Source organism: Bradyrhizobium sp. WSM1253 (assembly GCF_000244935.1).
Classification (GTDB): Bacteria; Pseudomonadota; Alphaproteobacteria; order Rhizobiales; family Xanthobacteraceae; genus Bradyrhizobium; species Bradyrhizobium canariense.
Genome location: NZ_JH600073.1, coordinates 870356 through 890056 on the forward strand (window position 1 = coordinate 870356; position 19701 = coordinate 890056).

14 protein-coding genes and 1 pseudogene are annotated in these 19701 nt (G+C 65.5%); 7 read left to right on the forward strand and 8 right to left on the reverse strand.

The window, feature by feature from the left end; genetic code table 11:
* Positions 1–2 precede the first annotated feature (2 nt).
* Positions 3–1417: pseudogene (locus BRA1253DRAFT_RS06160) on the forward strand (IS30 family transposase).
* Between the two features lie 100 nt (positions 1418–1517).
* Here BRA1253DRAFT_RS06160 and guaB read toward each other — a convergent pair.
* On the reverse strand, positions 1518–3008 hold the full coding sequence (gene guaB, locus BRA1253DRAFT_RS06165; RefSeq protein WP_007592224.1) for an IMP dehydrogenase: 1491 nt from the start codon (positions 3006–3008) through the stop codon (positions 1518–1520).
* Between the two features lie 390 nt (positions 3009–3398).
* On the opposite strand from guaB, the gene BRA1253DRAFT_RS06170 reads away from it, so the two are divergent.
* Complete coding sequence (locus BRA1253DRAFT_RS06170) at positions 3399–4889, forward strand: MFS transporter (RefSeq protein WP_007592228.1); 1491 nt, start codon at positions 3399–3401, stop codon at positions 4887–4889.
* A gap of 104 nt (positions 4890–4993) precedes the next feature.
* On the opposite strand, the gene BRA1253DRAFT_RS06175 is transcribed toward BRA1253DRAFT_RS06170, so the two are convergent.
* Together BRA1253DRAFT_RS06175 and BRA1253DRAFT_RS06180 are read right to left on the reverse strand one after the other, a co-directional pair.
* The gene (locus BRA1253DRAFT_RS06175) at positions 4994–5680 is read right to left on the reverse strand and encodes an RlmE family RNA methyltransferase (protein WP_007592230.1); all 687 of its coding nucleotides are present in this window, start codon (positions 5678–5680) and stop codon (positions 4994–4996) included.
* 1 nt (position 5681) lies between these two features.
* Positions 5682–6749, reverse strand: coding sequence for a Ppx/GppA phosphatase family protein (locus tag BRA1253DRAFT_RS06180; RefSeq protein WP_035994944.1), 1068 nt, complete (start codon positions 6747–6749; stop codon positions 5682–5684).
* Positions 6750–6961: 212 nt separating this feature from the next.
* Between BRA1253DRAFT_RS06180 and BRA1253DRAFT_RS06185 the strand changes: the two genes are divergently transcribed.
* Positions 6962–9334 (forward strand): xanthine dehydrogenase family protein molybdopterin-binding subunit, encoded by a 2373-nt coding sequence (locus BRA1253DRAFT_RS06185; protein WP_007592234.1) that lies wholly within the window; start codon positions 6962–6964, stop codon positions 9332–9334.
* Between the two features lie 173 nt (positions 9335–9507).
* On the opposite strand, the gene BRA1253DRAFT_RS06190 is transcribed toward BRA1253DRAFT_RS06185, so the two are convergent.
* Complete coding sequence (locus BRA1253DRAFT_RS06190) at positions 9508–10308, reverse strand: hypothetical protein (RefSeq protein ID WP_007592236.1); 801 nt, start codon at positions 10306–10308, stop codon at positions 9508–9510.
* Positions 10309–10449: 141 nt separating this feature from the next.
* Here BRA1253DRAFT_RS06190 and BRA1253DRAFT_RS06195 point away from each other — a divergent pair, with 141 nt between their 5' ends.
* The 3 genes from BRA1253DRAFT_RS06195 (at position 10450) to BRA1253DRAFT_RS06205 (ending at position 13905) form a co-directional block, all read left to right on the forward strand.
* Positions 10450–10947, forward strand: a complete 498-nt coding sequence (locus BRA1253DRAFT_RS06195; RefSeq protein ID WP_007592237.1) for a YaiI/YqxD family protein — start codon at positions 10450–10452, stop codon at positions 10945–10947.
* A gap of 8 nt (positions 10948–10955) precedes the next feature.
* Entirely contained in the window at positions 10956–12761 is a 1806-nt protein-coding gene (locus tag BRA1253DRAFT_RS06200) for an ABC-F family ATP-binding cassette domain-containing protein (protein ID WP_007592239.1), read from the forward strand.
* A 64-nt stretch (positions 12762–12825) separates the two neighbouring features.
* Positions 12826–13905, forward strand: coding sequence for an alanine racemase (locus tag BRA1253DRAFT_RS06205; RefSeq protein ID WP_007592240.1), 1080 nt, complete (start codon positions 12826–12828; stop codon positions 13903–13905).
* Here BRA1253DRAFT_RS06205 and BRA1253DRAFT_RS06210 read toward each other — a convergent pair whose 3' ends face one another.
* Positions 13906–14808: a LysR family transcriptional regulator gene (locus BRA1253DRAFT_RS06210; RefSeq protein ID WP_007592243.1), complete on the reverse strand. Its 903-nt coding sequence runs from the start codon at positions 14806–14808 to the stop codon at positions 13906–13908.
* A gap of 91 nt (positions 14809–14899) precedes the next feature.
* Here BRA1253DRAFT_RS06210 and BRA1253DRAFT_RS06215 point away from each other — a divergent pair, with 91 nt between their 5' ends.
* A complete protein-coding gene (locus BRA1253DRAFT_RS06215) occupies positions 14900–16117 on the forward strand; it encodes an MFS transporter (RefSeq protein WP_007592245.1) in 1218 nt (405 codons plus the stop codon).
* Between the two features lie 8 nt (positions 16118–16125).
* Here the strand turns inward: BRA1253DRAFT_RS06215 and BRA1253DRAFT_RS06220 are convergent, their stop codons facing one another.
* The 3 genes from BRA1253DRAFT_RS06220 to BRA1253DRAFT_RS06230 all read right to left on the reverse strand — a co-directional run bounded on the left by BRA1253DRAFT_RS06220 (position 16126) and on the right by BRA1253DRAFT_RS06230 (position 19626).
* Positions 16126–17352, reverse strand: coding sequence for a TIGR03862 family flavoprotein (locus tag BRA1253DRAFT_RS06220; protein WP_007592246.1), 1227 nt, complete (start codon positions 17350–17352; stop codon positions 16126–16128).
* Positions 17349–18266, reverse strand: coding sequence for an SDR family NAD(P)-dependent oxidoreductase (locus BRA1253DRAFT_RS06225; RefSeq protein WP_007592248.1), 918 nt, complete (start codon positions 18264–18266; stop codon positions 17349–17351). Before BRA1253DRAFT_RS06225 ends, BRA1253DRAFT_RS06220 begins: the two co-directional genes overlap by 4 nt.
* 181 nt (positions 18267–18447) lie before the next feature.
* On the reverse strand, positions 18448–19626 hold the full coding sequence (locus tag BRA1253DRAFT_RS06230; RefSeq protein ID WP_007592251.1) for an integrase core domain-containing protein: 1179 nt from the start codon (positions 19624–19626) through the stop codon (positions 18448–18450).
* Between the last annotated feature and the right edge of the window lie 75 nt (positions 19627–19701).

Below are 19701 nucleotides of genomic sequence, written 5' to 3' on the forward strand. Positions count from 1 at the left end.
ACTTGATCGGGCGATCCAGGGCGGATTCAACCGGTCGTCGCAACACCCCAAGCGAAGGAGGGTTGCGATGCGGTTATGGAATCGGGCGTGGCGGGAGAATTGCAGGCAGTCCTGGACCGCCATTGCATTGGGACGTTCCAGCGAAGAGGCTGCAACTGATGCCGAGATGTCGCCGGCTGGCGGAGTGCGACGGTTCCGAAGGGCGGGCGGTATGCCACCAACGCATCTCTCACCGTCATCAGGAGTGCCGTCTGGGCGCTATCTTTCGTTCGCCGAACGCGAGGAGATTGCGATCCTGCGTGCGCAGTCGTTTGGCATACGAGCCATTGCTCGGCAGCTGAAGCGGCCGCCGTGTACGATATCGCGCGAACTCAAGCGCAATGCCGCCAGGCGCAATGGTGCTCGGGAGTACCGAGCGACCACGGCACAATGGCACGCCGATCGGTCTGCTCGACGGCCAAAGCAGACGAAGTTGGCGGCTAATCCGGTTCTGCAAAGTTATGTGCAAGACAGGCTTGCCGGTATGATCGCCAGGCCGAACGGGGTGCTCATCGTCGGCCCGAAGGTCCTGTGGAAGGGGCGCCGGGCGGTGCATCGACAGCACCGACGCTGGGCGACGGCGTGGAGCCCGGAGCAGATTTCTCGCCGCCTTCGGCTCGACTTTCCCGAGGATGAGACGATGCGCGTCAGTCACGAAGCCATCTATCAGGCGCTGTATGTGCAAGGTCGAGGAGCCTTGCGTCGCGAGCTGACGGCCTGCTTGCGCACCGGGCGGGCGCTGCGGATGCCGAGGGCGCGCGCCCGTAAAGGCAGGAGCTTCATTCCTCCCGAGATCATGATCAGTCAGCGTCCGGCGGAGGCAGCCGATCGAGCCGTGCCGGGCCACTGGGAGGGCGACCTCATCGTAGGCCTTGGAAGTTCCGCGATCGGCACCTTGGTAGAGCGCACGACACGCTTCACCATGCTGCTGCATCTGCCGCGGATGACGGGCCATAGCCACGAAGCTCGCGTGAAGAATGGACCTGCACTCGCCGGGCATGGCGCTGAGGCCGTGCGCGACGCCATCACCCGCTCGATTATCACCTTGCCCGAGCAACTGCGGCGGTCGCTGACATGGGATCAAGGCGCTGAGCTGGCCCAGCACGCACGCCTGAAGATCGACGCAGGCGTGCAAGTTTACTTCTGCGATCCTCATAGTCCTTGGCAGCGCGGTACCAACGAGAACACCAACGGATTGCTGCGCCAGTACTTCCCAAAGGGCACCGATCTCAATGCACACATCGCCGATGACCTTGAGGCCGTGGCTCTTGCACTCAACACCCGGCCCCGGAAAACCCTCGGCTGGAAAACACCGGCGGAAGCTCTCGACGTATTGCTACGGATGAGCCATACAGAAACTGTTGCGACGATCGGTTGAATCCGCCCAGTATTCCAGAGGCGGTCGTGGTTGAGCCGAGAGGCCGCGGCGTACTGGATGCCCCGGTCAAGCCGGGGCATGACAGCGGAATGTGGAGCGCCTAACCCCCGCCCGGATAGTTCGGCGCCTCGCGCGTAATGGTGACGTCGTGGACGTGGCTCTCGCGCAGGCCCGCGCCGGTGATACGCACGAACTGCGCCTTCTTGTGCAAGTCCTGGAGCGTGCCTGCACCGACATAGCCCATCGCGGCGCGCAGGCCGCCGGCGAGCTGGTGCATGACGTTGCCGACCGGGCCCTTGTAAGGCACCTGGCCTTCTATGCCTTCGGGCACGAGCTTGAGCGTGTCCTTGATGTCCTGCTGGAAGTAGCGGTCGGCCGAGCCGCGCGCCATCGCGCCGACCGAACCCATGCCGCGATAGGCCTTATAGGAGCGGCCCTGCCACAAGAACACCTCACCGGGCGTCTCATCGGTGCCGGCGAGCAACGAGCCGACCATCGCGATGTCGGCACCGGCAGCAAGCGCCTTGGCAAGGTCGCCGGAGAACTTGATGCCGCCGTCGGCGATCACGGGGATGTCGGACTTCTTCGCCGCTTCCACCGCATCCATGATCGCGGTGAGCTGGGGCACACCGACGCCGGCGACGATGCGCGTGGTGCAGATCGAGCCCGGGCCGATGCCGACCTTGATGCAGTCCGCGCCAGCATCGATCAGCGCCTGCGCACCCTCCGAGGTCGCGACGTTGCCGGCAACGACCTGCACGGAATTGGACAGGCGCTTGATGCGGTTGACCGCATGGAGCACGTGACGGGAATGACCGTGCGCGGTGTCGACCACGACGAGATCGACGCCCGCATCGATCAGCCGCTCGGTGCGCTCGAAGCCGCTATCACCGACCGTGGTGGCGGCGGCGACGCGCAGGCGGCCCTGCGCGTCCTTGCAGGCCAGCGGATGGGCGACCGCCTTCTCCATGTCCTTCACGGTGACTAGACCGACGCAGCGATACTGCTCGTCGACCACGAGCAGCTTCTCGATGCGGTGCTGATGCAGCATCCGCCGTGCCTCGTCCTGGCTGACATTCTCGCGCACCGTGACGAGACCTTCATGCGTCATCAGCTCGGAGATTTTTTGCTGGCGGTCGGTGGCGAAGCGGACGTCGCGGTTGGTGAGGATGCCGACCAGCTTGCCCGGCGTGGACTTGCCGGCACCGGTGACGACGGGAATGCCGGAGATACCGTGATCGCTCATCAGCTTGAGCGCGTCGTCCAGCGTGGCGTCGGGGCTGATGGTGAGCGGGTTCACCACCATGCCCGACTCGTAGCGCTTGACCTGTCGCACCTGGGCGGCCTGCCCTTCGGGATCGAAATTGCGGTGGATGACGCCGATGCCGCCGGCCTGCGCCATGGCGATCGCCATGCGGGCTTCGGTGACCGTGTCCATGGCGGAGGCCATGATCGGGATGTTGAGCGGAATGGCGCGGGTGACGCGAGAGCGGATGTCGACCTCGCCCGGCATGACGTCCGACAGGCCCGGCTTCAGCAGCACGTCGTCGAACGTGAGGGCTTCGCGAATGCCTTGTTGCACGGTGGCCATGTGCCAACTCCTTCCGCGGCCCTGCCGCAAATAGCTATGGATGAGCGCCGCCCTCGGCGTACCTTGCGGCAACGCCGGAGAATCGGAGCCCATCGGTGGGGTTGACGCGGGTCGATAGCACGGGTGGACGACGAATCAAAGCAAATCGGACCGCCGGCCAGCCATGCACAGGCTTTTTAGGCAAATTCAGCGGGGGATAGCCTCGCGGCGCCTCGTACTGGCGAACGGCGTCCCCGTGCCGGCCGATCATCACGGTCTCCGGCGCGGGCGCACTCACCTCGGGTCACGCAGGATTTAGGTGCTATGCGTCGATCCGCAATGGTCGCGGCCCAATGCCGGTGATAAGCCGCAATTCTCGCCCTTCCTTCCGATTTCCATTACCAATCCGTTATGGTCGACAAGCAACGCGTCATTCCGCTGATCGTGGCCACTGCTCTCTTCATGGAGAACATGGACTCGACGGTGATCGCCACGTCGCTGCCCGCGATCGCAGCCGACATCGGCACCAGCCCATTGACGCTCAAGCTCGCGATCACCTCCTATCTGCTGTCGCTTGCGGTGTTCATCCCGGCGAGCGGCTGGACCGCCGACCGGTTCGGCGCGCGCATGGTGTTTGCGATTGCCGTCGGCGTGTTCATGGTCGGCTCGGTCGGCTGCGCGCTCTCGACATCGGTCACCGATTTCGTGTTCGCGCGCATCCTGCAAGGCATGGGCGGGGCGATGATGACGCCGGTCGGGCGCCTCGTGCTGTTGCGGTCGGTCGACAAGAGCGCGCTGGTCAATGCCATGGCGTGGGTGACGGTTCCTGCCCTGATCGGCCCCGTGATCGGGCCGCCGCTCGGCGGCTTCATCACGACCTATGCGTCCTGGCACTGGATCTTCCTGATCAACATCCCGATCGGGTTGCTCGGCATCTTCATGGCCTTGCGCTTCATCGATCCCATCAAAAGCGAGGAACGAGAGCCGTTCGACCTCTACGGCATGGTGCTCGCGGGCCTCGGGCTCGCCGGCATCGCCTTCGGGCTGTCGGTTGCCGGACTCAATCTGCTGCCATGGAGCACGGTTGCCGCCCTGGTCGTCGGCGGATCAATCTCGATGACACTGTATGTCCTTCACGCGCGGCGAACGGGGTCGCCGGTGCTGGACTTCACGCTGCTGAGGCTGCCGACGCTACGCGCCGCCGTTCTCGGCGGATTCATGTTCCGGCTCGGCATCGGCGCGCTGCCGTTCCTGTTGCCGCTGCTGATGCAGATCGGCTTCGGCCTCTCGCCGTTCAAGTCCGGCCTCGTCACGTTTGGCTCCTCGCTCGGCGCCATGGGCATGAAGGCGCTGGCCGCACGCATCATCCGCGCCTTCGGCTTCCGCAACCTGATGACGGTGAACGCGATCATCAGTGCCGTCTTTCTCGCCGCCTGCGCCCTCTTCACCGTGACGACGCCGCTGCTGATCATCATGATCATCCTGGTGGTCGGCGGCTTCTTCCGTTCGCTCGAGTTCACCGCGATCAACACGGTTGCCTATGCCGAGGTCGAGCAGGCGCAGATGAGCCGCGCCACCACGCTCGTCAGCGTCAACCAGCAGCTCGCGGTCTCGGCCGGCGTCGCCGTCGGCGCCGCGTCCGTGGAGACGACGATGTGGCTCAGCCACGTCAGCGAGCTCAACGCCACCGTGTTCGCGCCGGCCTTCGTCGTGGTCGCGCTCACCTCGGCGGCATCGAGCTGGTTCTTCTGGCAGATGCCCGCCGATGCCGGCCACGAAGTCTCCGGCCGCAAGGCCGTGGAGATCGCGAGCCGCAAGGGTGCCGGCAAGGGCGCGGCCAAGGCGGCCGTCAAGGCCGCGACCGAGGATACCCAGGACGTGCGGGATCAGCGGCTGGGGTAGCCTATCTCGTCATTGCGAGCGAAGCGAAGCAATCCAGAATCCCTCCGCGGAGACAGTCTAGATTGCTTCGTCGCAAGAGCTCCTCGCAATGACGGAGTTTGTTGCTATTCCGTCGCCCCGCCGCGAAATCCCGTCGCCAGCACGTAGCGCTCCGAGGAATCTGCACGGCTTGCGGCCGGCTTGACGTGACGCACTGTTGCGAAATCGCGCTTGAGCTGGGCGAGCAGCTCGGCGTCGGCGCCGCTCTGGAACGCCTTCGCCAGGAAGGTCCCGCCCGGCTTCAGCACATCGCAGGCGAACGCGGCGGCGGTCTCGATCAGGCCGACGATGCGAAGCTGGTCGGTCTTGCGGTGGCCGGTGGTGTTGGCGGCCATGTCGGACATCACGATGTCGGCGCCGCCGTCGAGCATGGCCTTGAGCTTGTCCGGCGCGTCATTGTCCATGAAGTCGAGCTGCGCGAACTCGACGCCGGCGATTTCGGGGATTTCCAGCAGGTCGATTGCGATGACCTTGCCCTTGCCGTCGACCGAGCCGACGCGCTTGGCGGCGATCTGGCTCCAGCCACCCGGCGCCGCACCGAGATCGACCACCGCCATGCCGTGCTTGAGTAGCCGGTATTTGTCGTCGATCTCCAGCAGCTTGAAAGCGGCGCGCGAGCGATAACCCAGCGCCTTCGCCTTCACCACATAGGGATCGTTGAGCTGCCGCTCCAGCCAGAGCTTCGACGACAATTTTCGCTTGCCGTGGGTCTTGACCTGAACGTGCAAGCGGCCGGTGGTGTCCTTGGCCATCTCACCAGCTCCTGAGCGCGCCGTCTTCGCGCATCATCTCGACCAGCATGCCTTCGCGGAGGCCCCGGTCGGCGACGCGCAGGCGCGGCAGCGGAAAGGCGCGGCGGATCGCGTCGAGGATGGCGCAGCCGGCCAGCACGAGATCGGCGCGCTCGATACTGATGCAGCTGTTGGCGGCGCGCTCCTCGTAGCTCATGCCGAGCAGCTTGTTGATAGTCGCGGTGACGTCGGTATCGTTCATCCAGACGCTATCGATGCGGCGGCGGTCGTAGCGCGCGAGGTTGAGATGGATGCCGGCGAGCGTCGTCACAGTGCCTGACGTGCCGAGCAGATGCATGTCGGCGAGATCGCCGCCATGCTGTTCGGCGAACGGCCTGATGTGATGGGCGACCTCGCGCTCCATCGCGGCGTAGATCTCCGACGTCACGTCGCGCCCGCCGAATTGCTCGGCAAGCGTGACCACTCCGAATGGAATGGACATCCAGGCTTTGATGCGCGGCTCCGGATTTGCGGCGTCACGCTCGATCCGTACCAGCTCGGTCGAGCCGCCGCCGATGTCGAACAGGATTGCGCCGCGCCCCCTGGGATCGACCAGCGGCGAGCAGCCGAGCACGGCGAGCGCCGCCTCGGTCTCGCGGTCGATTACCTCGAGCTCGATTCCGGTCTCGGCAGCGACGCGGCTGCGAAAGCCTTCGGCGTTCGAGGCGGCGCGGCAGGCTTCGGTGGCGATCAGCCGCAACCGCCGCGCTTTGCGCAGGTTGATCTTGTCGCGGCAGATGCCGAGCGCCACGATGGCGCGCTCGATCGCGGCCTCGCTGATGCACCCCGTTGCCGCGACGCCCTCGCCGAGCCGGATGATGCGCGAGAAGGAATCGACCACGCGGAAGCCGTCGTGGGTCGGACAGGCGATCAGGAGCCTGCAATTGTTGGTGCCGAGGTCGAGCGCCGCGTAGACGCCGGTTCCCGGCGCTTGCGCGCCGACGGCCGGTTCAGTGGCGAACGCCGCCGCCATCGACCCCAGCTCACCGTGCGGCGCAAGGCCGTCGCGGAGCCGCGTGTGGTCATTCATACAAACTGTCTTTCCGCGGCCGGTTAGGCCGAGCTGGAATTGCTTTTTCGCCTGAAACATTAGCAGCGCGCCAATCCTGCGCAACAACGCATCACATGGGACCATGCCCATTCGTGCGTTGTCGTGAACGGGCCGGTGGGTTATTTTTGAGGGGTCCGGTCCCCCAGGCGCCCCCCAAAACCGCGCAATTGCCGGCTTTTCAGGTCAATTCCATGCAAGAACACACCAAATCCTCCACGCTCGAAAACGCTATTGCACTGCAAAAATATGGTGTCGGGCAGCCGGTCCGCCGCAAGGAGGACGATACGCTGGTGCGCGGCAAGGGCCGCTACACCGACGATTTCAACCTGCCCGGCCAGGCCTATGCCGTGATCGTCCGCTCGACCCATGCCCACGGCGTCATTCGCGGCATCAACGTCGACGCAGCCAGGGCGATACCGGGCGTGCTAGGGGTCTGGACCGGCAAAGACCTCGATGCGGCCGGCTACGGCCCCTTCACCTGCGGCCTGCCGCTGAAGAGCCGCGACGGCTCGCCCCTGCTCCAGACCAACCGCCAGCCGCTCGCAACCGACAAGGTCCGTTTCGTCGGCGATCCCGTCGCCTTCGTGGTGGCGGAGACGCTGGCCCAGGCGCGCGACGCGGCCGAGGCGGTCGAGCTCGACATCGAGCCGTTGCCGGCGGTGACCGATCCCGAGCAAGCCGCAAAACCCGGCGCGCCGCAGCTCTACGACCACATCCCGAACAATGTCGCGCTCGACTACCACTATGGCGACATCGAGAAGGTCAATGCGGCCTTCGCCGGCGCCGCTCACGTGACCAAGGTCGACATCGAAAACACCCGTGTCGCCGTGGTCTCGATGGAGCCGCGCGCCGGCCTTGCCTCCTACGACAAGAAGACCGAGCGTTACACCATCCAGATGCCGACGCAGGGCGTCGCCGGCAACCGCGCCAACCTCGCCAAGAACCTGAAGGTGCCGAACGAAAAGGTACGCATCCTCACCGCCAATGTCGGCGGGTCCTTCGGCATGAAGAACGTCAACTATCCCGAGTACATGTGCATCCTTTACGCGGCCAAGGAATTGGGGCGGCCGGTGAAATGGCTGGACGAACGCTCGACCAGCTTCTTGTCCGACAGCCACGGCCGTGCGCAGAAGATTCACGCCGAGCTCGCGCTGGACGCCGAGGGGCATTTCCTCGCCGCCAAGCTCTCGGGCTACGGCAATCTCGGAGCCTACATCACTGGCGTTGCTCCCAGTCCGCTCTCGCTCAACACCAGCAAGAACTTTTCCAGCGTTTATCGCACGCCGCTGATGGCCGTCGATATCAAGACGGTGCTGACCAACACCACGCTGATGGGCGCCTATCGCGGCGCCGGACGGCCCGAGGCCAACTACTACATGGAACGGTTGATCGACCGCGCCGCCGACGAGATGGGCATCAACCGCCTGACGATGCGCAAGCGCAACTTCATCAAGCAAAACCAGATGCCCTTCGCCGCGTCCTCCGGCGTCACCTATGACAGCGGCGACTTCCAGGCTGTCTTCAACAAGGCGCTCGAAATCTCCGACCACGAGAACTTTGCCAAGCGCAAGAAGGAGAGCAAGAAGGCCGGCAAGCTGCGTGGCATCGCTGTCGGTTCCTATCTGGAGGTGACCGCACCTCCCGGCGTCGAGCTCGGCAAGATCGTGTTCGATCCCGATGGCTCGGTGCAGCTCATCACCGGTACGCTCGATTACGGTCAGGGCCACGCCACGCCGTTCGCGCAGGTGCTGTGCGAGCAGCTCGGCGTCCCCTTCGACAGCGTCAAGCTGGTGCAGGGCGACAGCGACATCGTGCACACCGGCAATGGCACCGGCGGCTCGCGCTCGATCACCGCGACCGGCATGGCGATCGTGGGCGCCGCCAAGCTCGTGATCGAAAAGGGCAAGCGCGCCGCCGCGCACATGCTGGAGGCATCCGAAGCCGACATCGAATTCGAAGGCGGCAGTTTCACGATCGCCGGCACCGATCGCAGCATCGACATCATGGAGCTGGCCAAGCGCCTGCACGACAGCAAGATGCCGGAGGGCGTGCCCGACAGCCTCGACGTCGATCACACCAGCGAACCGGTGCCGTCGGCCTTCCCGAACGGCTGCCATGTCGCCGAGGTCGAGATCGACCCTGAGACCGGCGTCGTGCAGATCGTGCGCTACAGCGCGGTCAACGATTTCGGCACGGTGATCAACCCGCTGCTGGTCGCCGGCCAGCTCCATGGCGGCGTCGTCCAGGGCATCGGCCAGGCGCTGATGGAGCACGTCCGCTACGACGAGAGCGGCCAGCCGATCACGGGCTCGCTGATGGACTACGCCCTGCCGCGCGCCGAGGACGTTCCGAACATGACGGTCGGCGACCACCCGGTGCCGGCCACGACCAATCCACTCGGCAGCAAGGGCTGCGGGGAAGCCGGCTGCGCCGGCAGCCTGTCCACGGTCGTGAACGCGGTGATCGACGCGCTCTCCGACTACGGCATCAAGCACATCGATATGCCGCTGACGCCGGAGCGTGTGTGGCGCGCGATCCAGGATGCGAAGGGGAAAGCGGCGTAAAGCTGCCCTTCTGCCCTCCACACGCACACTGTGATCGCCCGGCTCGACCGGGCGATCACAGTACTCCGAGGCAGCAGTGATTCACGGAGAAGCCGCGGCGTACTGGATGCCCCGCCTTCGCGGGGCATGACACCGAGCTTGGAGCGGTGTACTTGCCTCTCGCCGCCCGCGCTCTACGCCGCCGCCTGCTCGCGCGGCTGGTAGATCGCGGTGTGCTGGCAGTGCGCCAGCGGCGTCGTGCCGTTGGCGACCACCAGCGCGTCGAGCTCGACGAAACGGTGACCCTTCTTCTCGTAATTCGCGGTGACTTTGGCCCGCGCGGTGATCTCATCACCGGCGCGTGCGGCTGACAGCAATTGCATGCGGCTGCCGACATGGATCCACGGGCCAAGGATCGTGTTGTCCACCAGCACGCGGTTCATGACGCGCTGGATCAGGCCGGGATGGCCGAGCCCCTCGCGCGCGAAGATCGGATCGGCCTCGCGGACATCAGCGAGATAGTCGGCGGCATCCTGCCCGGCCCAGCGGCGCGGCGTCGTACCGAGCCATTTGCCGGTCTCGAATGTTGCCGGGCTGACCGGCTTGCGCTCCGCGACTGCTGGGACTGCGACATAGTCGCTCAACGACACCGCAGTCGCAATCGCCGGCAGCGACGCCGTCCCCGTCGCGCAGAGCTCGGTGCGGCTGAACACCTCGATGGTGAGCAGGCCGTTGTGCTCGGTCGCATCGATTTCGGCGGTCTCGGCGTCATAGACCGGCTTGATGAAACGCGCCTCGATCAGCCCGCGCGACAGGAAATCGCGGCCCCAGCGCGCCATCGGCACATGCATCATGTAGGCGAAGACGTCGACGCCGGGGACCAGCCCACCGGAAAACCCGAAGCGGCGCGCCACATTGTCGTCATGCATCTTGTTTTCGGACTGTTTGGCCGTGTTGTAGGCCTCGACACGATAGGTCTCGAGCCGGTTCGGCATGGCTTGGCTTTCCCCAATTTCTTGTCGTTTCGGGCCGATCGTAGGCCCTGAGGAACCGGGGTCAATCCCCTCGCCTTTGCGGGCCGAATGGGGTACCACGCGGCTGCTGCGGAACCGCTTCGCAAGCCCCATCTACGGACAATGACGAACCCTCAAAACACCACCCGCATCTATGTCGACGCCGACGCCTGTCCGGTGAAGGACGAGATCTATCGCGTCGCCGGCAGACACGGCCTGCCCGTGAGCGTGGTCGCGGGCAATTTCATCCGCGTGCCCCAGGATCCGCTGATCGAGCGGGTCGCCGCGGGGTCGGGCATGGACGCAGCCGATGACTGGATCGCCGAACGCGCCGGGCCCGGCGATATCGTCATTACCTCGGATATTCCGCTCGCGAGCCGCTGCGTGAAGGCCGGCGCCGATGTGATTGCGTCCAACGGCAAGGCGTTCACCGAGGAGTCGATCGGGATGACGCTCGCGGTCCGCAACCTGATGACCGATCTGCGCTCGGCCGGCGAAGTCACCGGCGGCCCGAAGTCGTATTCACCGCGCGACCGCTCGACGTTTCTGTCGACGCTCGACCAGACCATCCGCCGCATTCAGCGCCGCCGCGCCGACCAGGCCGCAACAAGACAGGACTGAGACACCGCATGGCGCCACCGCTGATTCAACTGCGCGATATCAAGCTGACCTTCGGCGGCACGCCGCTCCTGGCGGGCGTCGAACTGTCGGTTTCGACCGGCGAGCGCGTCTGCCTGATCGGCCGCAACGGTTCCGGTAAATCGACGCTGCTCAAGATCGCCGCCGGCCTAGTCGAACCGGATGGCGGCAGCCGTTTCGTGCAGCCCGGCGCCACCATTCGCTACCTGCCGCAGGAGCCCGATTTTTCCGGTTTCTCCACCACGCTGGCCTATGTCGAGGCAGGCCTCAATGCCGGCGACGACCATTATCAGGCGCGCTATCTGGTCGAGCAGCTCGGTCTTAGCGGTGAAGAAGATCCGGCGCATGTCTCCGGCGGCGAAGCGCGCCGCGCTGCGCTGGCACGCGTACTGGCGCCCTCGCCCGATATCCTGCTGCTGGACGAGCCGACCAACCATCTGGATCTTCCGACCATCGAATGGCTGGAGAGCGAACTGGAGAGCCGCCGCTGCGCGCTGGTGATCATCAGCCATGATCGGCGCTTCCTGGGCAATCTCTCGCGCAGCACCGCCTGGCTCGACCGAGGCCAGATCCGGCAGATCGACCGCGGCTTCAGTGCTTTCGAGGCCTGGCGTGACGAGGTGCTCGCCGAGGAAGAGCGCGACCAGCACAAGCTCGACCGCAAGATCGTCAACGAGGAGCACTGGTTGCGGTACGGCGTCTCGGGCCGTCGCAAGCGCAACGTCAAGCGGCTGGGGAACCTGCACGCGCTGCGCGACCAGCGCCGCACCCATCGCGGCGCGACGGGCAACGCCAACCTCGCGGCTGCCGAAGCCGACAAATCCGGCAAGCTCGTCATCGAGGCCAAGAATATCAGCCGGTCCTATGGCGAGCGAAAGATCGTCGACGGCTTCTCGATCCGCGTCCAGCGCGGCGATCGCATCGGCATCGTCGGCCCGAACGGCGCCGGCAAGACCACGCTGATCGAGATGCTGACCGGCGGCAGCGCACCGGACAGCGGCAGCATACGGCTCGGTGCCAACATCGAGATGGCCACGCTCGACCAGCATCGGGAAAGTCTCGATCCGAAGACGACGCTGGCCGAGGCGCTGACCGGCGGCCGCGGCGACCATGTCATGGTCGGCGGCAAGCCGAAGCACGTCGTCAGCTACATGAAGGACTTCCTGTTCGCCCAGGAACAGATGCGCACGCCGCTGGAGGTGCTGTCGGGCGGTGAACGCGGCCGGCTGATGCTGGCGCGCGCCCTGGCGAAGCCCTCGAACCTCCTGGTGCTGGACGAGCCGACCAACGACCTCGACCTGGAGACCCTCGACGTTCTCGAGGAAATGCTTAGCGACTACGAGGGCACCGTGATTCTGATCAGCCACGATCGCGATTTTCTCGACCGCGTGGTGACGTCTGTGATCGTGCCCGAGGGCAACGGACGCTGGCTCGAATATGCCGGCGGCTATACCGACATGCTCGCCCAGCGCGGCGCTGACGTGAAGCGCGCGACAGCGAAGGCCGTCGAAGAGACGAGAGAGCAGCGAACCGTCGCGCCTTCCGGCGTCGCGAAGCGACGGTTGACCTTCAACGAGCAACACGCGCTGGAGACGTTGCCCAAGACCATCGCCAAGCTGCAGGCCGAGATCGCCAAGCAGCAGCGCTTCCTTGACGACCCCGATCTGTTCCGGAAAGATCGCAAGCGCTTCGATCAGGCCTCCGACGCTCTGACGAAGGCGCAAAAGGAACTGGCCGAGGCCGAGGACAAATGGCTGGAGCTCGAAGTGCGGCGCGAAGAGATTGAACAGGCCTAGCGTGCATTTCGCAAAAGTGGGCACCGCTTTTGCAAACGGGATGCGCGCCAACTCAGAGACTTCCATGACAACGACCCTTGCCGCCAAGATCGCCCGCGAATACGGCACCCCCTGCGCCGTCATCGACATGGACAAGGTCGAGCGCAACATCGCGCGGATCCAGAAGGCCTGCGACGACGCCGGAGTTGCCAACCGTCCCCACATCAAGACGCACAAGAACCCCACGATCGCGAGGATGCAGATCGCGGCCGGCGCGAAGGGCATCACCTGCCAGAAGCTCGGTGAAGCCGAGATCATGGTCAATGCCGGGATCGACGACATCCTGATCAGCTACAATTTGCTCGGCGAAGAAAAAATGGCGCGGTTAGGGGCGCTGCAGGCGAAGGCCAACATGACGGTCGCCGCGGACAATTCGACCGTCGTTGCCGGCCTGCCCAAGGCCGCTGCGGCCTCAGGCCGACCGCTGTCGGTTGTGGTCGAATGCGATACCGGCCGCAAGCGCGCCGGCGTCGAGACGCCCGCCGAGGCCATTGCCCTGGCGCAGGAGATTGCTGCATCCAAGGGACTGCAATTCGCCGGCTTCATGATGTATCCGATCGAGACAGGCTGGGCGGACGCGCAAAAATTCTATGACGAAGCTCTGGCTGGCGTGCGCGCGCATGGACTCGATGCAAAAATCGTCTCGACCGGCGGAACGCCGAACCTGAAAAATATCGGCAAGCTCAAGGGCGGCACCGAGCATCGCTTCGGCACCTATATCTACAACGACCGCATGCAGGTCGCGGCCGGCGTCGCCACCTGGGACGACTGCGCGCTGCACATCTATTCGACCGTGGTCAGCCGCGCCGCGCCTGAGCGCGGCATCCTCGACGCCGGCTCGAAGACTCTGACGACGGACACCGGCGGCCTCGACGGCCACGGCCTCATCCTGGAGCACCCCGAAGTCAAGATCGCACGCTTCGCCGAGGAGCACGGCTTCCTCGACCTCTCCCGCAGCAACACCCGCCCCAATGTCGGCGACGTCGTGCGGGTCGTACCCAATCATGTCTGCGTCGTCGTCAACATGATGGACGAAGTCGTGATGGTGCGCGGCGAGGAGATCATCGGCACGCTGCCGGTGGCGGCACGGGGGAAGCTGCGGTAGCTAGCCCCCGATCAGCGCCTGGAGTTCCCGGACCAGTCCATCGCGGAAGAGCTTGATCGGCCGCTCCAGCCGACCGGCGGGGGCGCGATGCACCACCCATGCGCGCACCGCGGGTTTGAAGTCGCGCGCAGCGACCGGCTTGAGCTTGTCGCGAAATGCGCTGCGTTTCAGGGCGATCGGGGTGACCAGCCCGACGCCGAGACCACGCGACACCAGCGACAGGCGAAGCTCACTATCCAGCGCCTCGACCGCGATGTTGAACGGCAGATGCGAGGCATCGAATTTTCGCTTCAGCGTATCGCGAAATCCACAGCCATCCTGGTTGATTACCCACGACAGTTGGGACAGCCGTTCCAGATCGACGGTGCGCGGGATCTTCATCTCGCGTGCGACGACGAAGACGACGGGCTGCGCGCCGAGATCGTCGGCCGCGAGATCGGCGGGCGGCACTGCACCGTCGGGGAGACAAATCGCGGCCGCATCGAGCTCGTTGCGGCAGACGCGCTCGAGCTGGTTCGGCGACCAACCGGAGACCACCCGCACGGCCAGCGCGGGAAATTCGGCACGCACTGCATCGAGTGGTGCGGTCAAGCCCGCTTCGGAGAGAAACGGCGTCAGACCGAGCCTGAACTCGCCGCGGACCATTCCGTCGTTGGCCACGCCCGACTTGAGGTCGTCCAGCATCCTGAGCAGGCGCCTGCCCTGCTCGTAGGCTTCATGGCCCGCCGCCGTCGGCTTCAGGGGCTTCGAGAGCCGATCCAGAAGCTGCGCCCCCAGCATCTCCTCGAGATTCTGGATACGTCGGGTCACGCCAGGCTGGGTGAGATTGAGACGCGCCGAGGCTGCGACAATCGATCCGGTCTCGACGACGGCGACGAAAGCGACGAGGTCATGGGTATTCATAACAAACCCGCATATTCTTTATCGGCTTATTTGAATTGTAGCATATTGCTCGGTCCGCTTAAAGGGTCCCGCGCCACAGCTGCGAGGTCCCATGACTATCTCCGAAACCACCAGGCCCGCGCCCCGAAACCAGCTCGCCGAGCGGCCGCTGATCTGGCTCGGCGCGATCACCGCCGGTGTCGTCGTCACCAATCTGTTCGCGCCGCAGATCCTGCTCGGCCTGATCGGCCGGTCAATGTCCATGCCCGCGTGGCAGGCGGGCCTGATCAGCACGCTGACCTTGCTCGGCTACGCACTCGGCCTGCTGCTGCTCGTGCCTCTGGTCGATCTGGTCGAGAACCGGCTTGTCATCCTCCGCACGCTTGGCTGCGCGATCCTCGCCGCCGTGGCGACGGCGCTCGCGCCGACGCCCGCGCTCCTGCTGCTCGCCACCTTCATCCTCGGCGCCTGCTGCGCGGCGATCCAGATGATAGTTCCGCTTGTCGCATCGATGGTGGCGCCGGATCGCCGCGGCCAGGCCATCGGCGAGGTGATGGGCGGATTGATGATCGGCATCCTGTTGTCGCGACCTGCGGCGAGCCTGATCGCCGATCTCTGGAGCTGGCGCGCCTACTATGTCGTCTCGGCCATTCTGATGACCCTGCTTGCCTGCGCGCTCGCCCGCTACCTTCCAACCCTTCAACCGACGGGACGCGCGAGCTACGCCGACTTGCTCCTGTCCTTTCCAAGACTGCTCCGCGAAGAGCCCGTGCTCCGCGTGCGGGCCTGGACCGCATCGCTGGTCATGGCTTCCTTCACGGCGTTCTGGTCGGCGGTCGCGCTGCGGCTGCCGGAGGCGCCGTTCGACCTCGACGCCAAGGGAGTTGCCGCCTTCGCACTGATCGGCGTGGCGGGCGCCGCGGCGACACCGATGGCCGGCCGCTGGGGCGACAGGGGCCGGGCGCGGCCGATGTTCTTTGCCGCCCATCTGCTCATCATCGGGTCGCTTGCGCTCTGTGCCTGGGCGAGCGTGCTTGAATCCCAGATCACCGGTCTGCTGGTCCTGAGCCTCGGCACGATCCTGCTCGACGTCGGCATCACCACCGACCAGACGTTGGGCCGTCGCGCCATCAACCTGTTGCGCCCCGAGGCCCGCGGTCGCATGAACGGCCTGTTCGTCGCGCTGTTCTTCATTGGCGGTGGCGTCGGCGCGGCGGCGGCATCGCTGGCCTGGAGTTTTGGCGGCTGGACGATGGTCTGCGCAGTGGCGGCAAGCTTCGGCGTGCTCGGCCTCCTCACGGATCTCGCAACCCGGACCGGAACGTCATGACGGGATGGTCAGGGCGACAATTGGGCGAGCCGTCGCAACACACCCCTACCCGCCGCAGCCCCCGTCGCGAACGAGGCCTGGAGCAAATAGCCACCCGTCGGCGCCTCCCAGTCCAGCATCTCTCCGGCCGCGAACACGCCCGGCAGCTTGCGGATCATGAATTCCGAGTCGAGTTCATCGAAGGAAATCCCGCCGGCGCTGGAGATCGCGCGCGCGATTGGCGCGACGCCCGTGAGCTTGACCGGCACGGCGTTGATGAGCTCCACCAATCGCTCAGCCGACATCGCCGACAACGACTGGCCGGCACTGATGGCAGCTTCCTGCAACAGCCCGACCGCGACCGGAGACAGCTGTGCAGCCTTGCGCAGGAAATTGGAGAACGATTGCTTGCCGCGCGCGGCGGATAGGCGCTGGACGAGTTCGCCATGATGGACATCCGGCCGCAACGCGACGTGCAGGACCGCTTCGCCGTTCGCCGCAATCGCCTCGCGCAGTTCGGCCGACAACGCATAGATCGCCCCGCCTTCGATCCCGCCGGTTGTGATCATGGCCTCGCCGCGCGCGCGCTGTGGGCCGAAGGACAGCGCGATGGCCTTGAGCGGTTGGCCTTCGAAGCGCGTGCTGAAGATTTCGGACCAGGCGACGGTGAAGCCGCAGTTCGCCGGCCGCAGCGGCGAGATCGCAACGCCTTTGTCGGCGAGGATCGTCGTCCAGCCGCCATCGGAGCCTAGTCGCGGCCAGCTTGCGCCGCCGAGTGCCAGCACCGTGGCATCCGCGGCGATGGCGGCGCCGCCGCCGGGTGTGTCAAAGACCAGTTGTCCGTCTCTATCCCACCCCATCCAGCGCTGGCGAAAGGCAAAGCGGACGCCGGCCGCATCGAGGCGTCGCAGCCAGGCGCGCAGCAAGGGCGACGCCTTGAACGCTTTCGGAAACACACGCCCGCTGGAGCCGACAAAAGTCGGCTCGCCCAGCGCCTCGCTCCACGCGCGCAGCGCGTCCGGCGGAAACGCGTCGATCGCAGCCTGCAACCTCTGCGCCGCCTCGCGGTAGCGCGTGATGAACTGCGGCAGCGGTTCGCTGTGGGTGAGATTGAGCCCGCCGCGGCCGGCCATCAGGAATTTCCGGCCAGCGGACGGCATCGAATCGTAGACGGTGACGCGAGCACCACCCTGCACGAGCACTTCGGCCGCTATCAGCCCGGCAGGGCCGGCGCCGATGACGGCGACGGCTGTCAGAGTTTTACCCCGGCACGCGCAGCGGCTTGCGCCACATATTTCTGCGTCTGCTCGAAAGCCCCCTGCAGCGCCTTCGCCTTCGACATGTCGCTGATCTCGGCGAAATGCGCCGCGACCGCGTCCGGGGTCCACTCGGATTCCGGCAGGTTGATGCCTTCGCTCTCGACGATCTTGATTACCGCGAACGAGCCGGCGCCGGCGCCCATGATGGTGCGGGTCGGCGCGTCCTCGCTCAGCATGTACTCGACCGCGGGCGTGATCGCGTTCGGCTTCATCAACTGCAGCGCCTGCGGCGGCAGCAGCTCTTCCGTCATGCGGGTTGCCGCCGTCGGCGAGATGATGTTGACACGGATGTCGGTCTTGCGGCCCTCTTCCGCCAGCACGTTCATCAGGCCGACCATGCCGGACTTGGCCGCACCGTAATTGGCCTGGCCGAAATTGCCGTAGAGGCCGGAGGACGACGTCGTCAGGACGATGCGGCCATAGTTGCGATCGCGCATGCCGGCCCAGGCCGCCTTGCAGCAATAAAAGGTCCCGACGAGGTGCACGTCGAGCACCTTCTGGAAATCGGCCGCTTCCATCTTGCCGAACGACTTGTCGCGCAAAATGCCGGCATTGGCACACAAGAGGTCGACGCTGCCCCATTCCTTGGTGGCGCGCTCAACCATCGCCGTGACCTGCTCGAAATTGGAGACGTCGGCGCCGTCGGCCATGGCGATGCCGCCCGCTTTACGGATCTCCTCGACCACGGCTTCCGCCGGCGACAGCGAACCGCCGCTGCCGTCGCGCGCGCCGCCGAAATCGTTGACCACGACCTTGGCGCCGCGGCTTGCCAATCCCAGCGCATGCGCGCGCCCCAGACCATTGCCCGCGCCGGTGACGATGGCGACGCGTCCGTCGAACCTGATTGCCATGAGTGCAGTTCCTGCTTCTTCTTCCTTCTCCCCTTGTGGGAGAAGGTGGCGCGAAGCGCCGGATGAGGGGTCTCTCGCAACGGATGTGCTCGCGGAGAGAGACCCCTCACCCGCCTCGCGTTCCGCGTGTCCAGCGGATGGATGGGTAACAAAACAGACCGGATGGATGGGTAACAGTCGTTCATGATTTGGTCGGCTGCGGCGCTGCGCTAGCGCAGCGCCGCAGCTTGCGTGTTTTCTGGTCGATGATGCCGATCGGCACGTCGAAGAAGCGCACTTGCCAGGATCCGTCCTCGGTCTCCTCGACGGCAACGGCTTCGCCAACGAGAGCGCTGCAAATGTGGATGAGCTCGCCTCGCCATTTGATCTCGCCATTGGAGCGAACCTGGCGCACCGCGGCTTCGGCCGGGTAGTCGGGCTCTGGAAGCCGCCTTGGCATCGCACGAGGCGAGGGCTGATAGACGCTGGCGGGTGGGAGCTGGCCAAGCGACTCATGGGGCCGTTCTTCGTTGTAGTCGCGCACGAATGCCGCAAAGCGACGGGCCTGCGCGATCTGGTTTGGCGGCGGTGGCTGCATGGCTTCCAGAAGCGTGAGGTGGAAACGCTCGTGCCGGCCGTTCTGTTGCGGATGGCCGGGGTCAATCCGTTCATGGCGAATGCCAAGCTTGATCCACCATATCGACAGCGCGGTCAGACCGGTGATCCCGGTCGAGGCGAACGGCGAGCCGTTGTCGGAGCGGATGATCTCCGGCAAGCCGTACTCGCGAAACGCCCGTTCCAGCGGCGCTTGGCACTCGGCATATTGCGTACTGCCCGTCGCCGCCAGGCTGATCAAATAGCGGCTGAAGCCATCGGTCGCCGTGAACGGTTCGACGCGAGAGCCGTCGCCCAACCGGATCCAGCCCTTGTGATCGAGCGCCCAGACATGGTTGGCATGCTGAGGAACGGTCAGTTGCCTCATGCGCGGCGGCGCACGTCGCCGAACCCTGCGGTCGCCGACCAGTCCCGCCCGTTTGAGAATCTCCCCGGCCGTCGAGGCCGGTGGCCAATCCACATCCCCTTGACGAGCCTCAAGCTTGCTCACGATCTTGCGCGGCCCCCAGCTCGGCCGCTCAAGCCGCAGCCCCACAATCGCATCCACGATGTGCCGTGGCGTCGCGCGCCCATGCACCCGCGCGGCATGCGAGCGATCCCCAAGCCCTCCAGGTCCTTCCAGCCGGTAGCGCTCCAACCATTTGTAACCGGTCTTGCGACTAATCTCGTAACGCTCGCAAAGCTCCGTCATCGTCCACAAGCCGGTTCGCTGTTCCGAAATGAAGTTAACCCGTTGGTCCATTGCGCAGCTCTCTCTCCAAGGCATCGGCTGATCCTCCCAGCCGACAGAGAACTGTCACCCATCCATCTGGTCTACTGTGTTACCTATCTATCCGGTCTG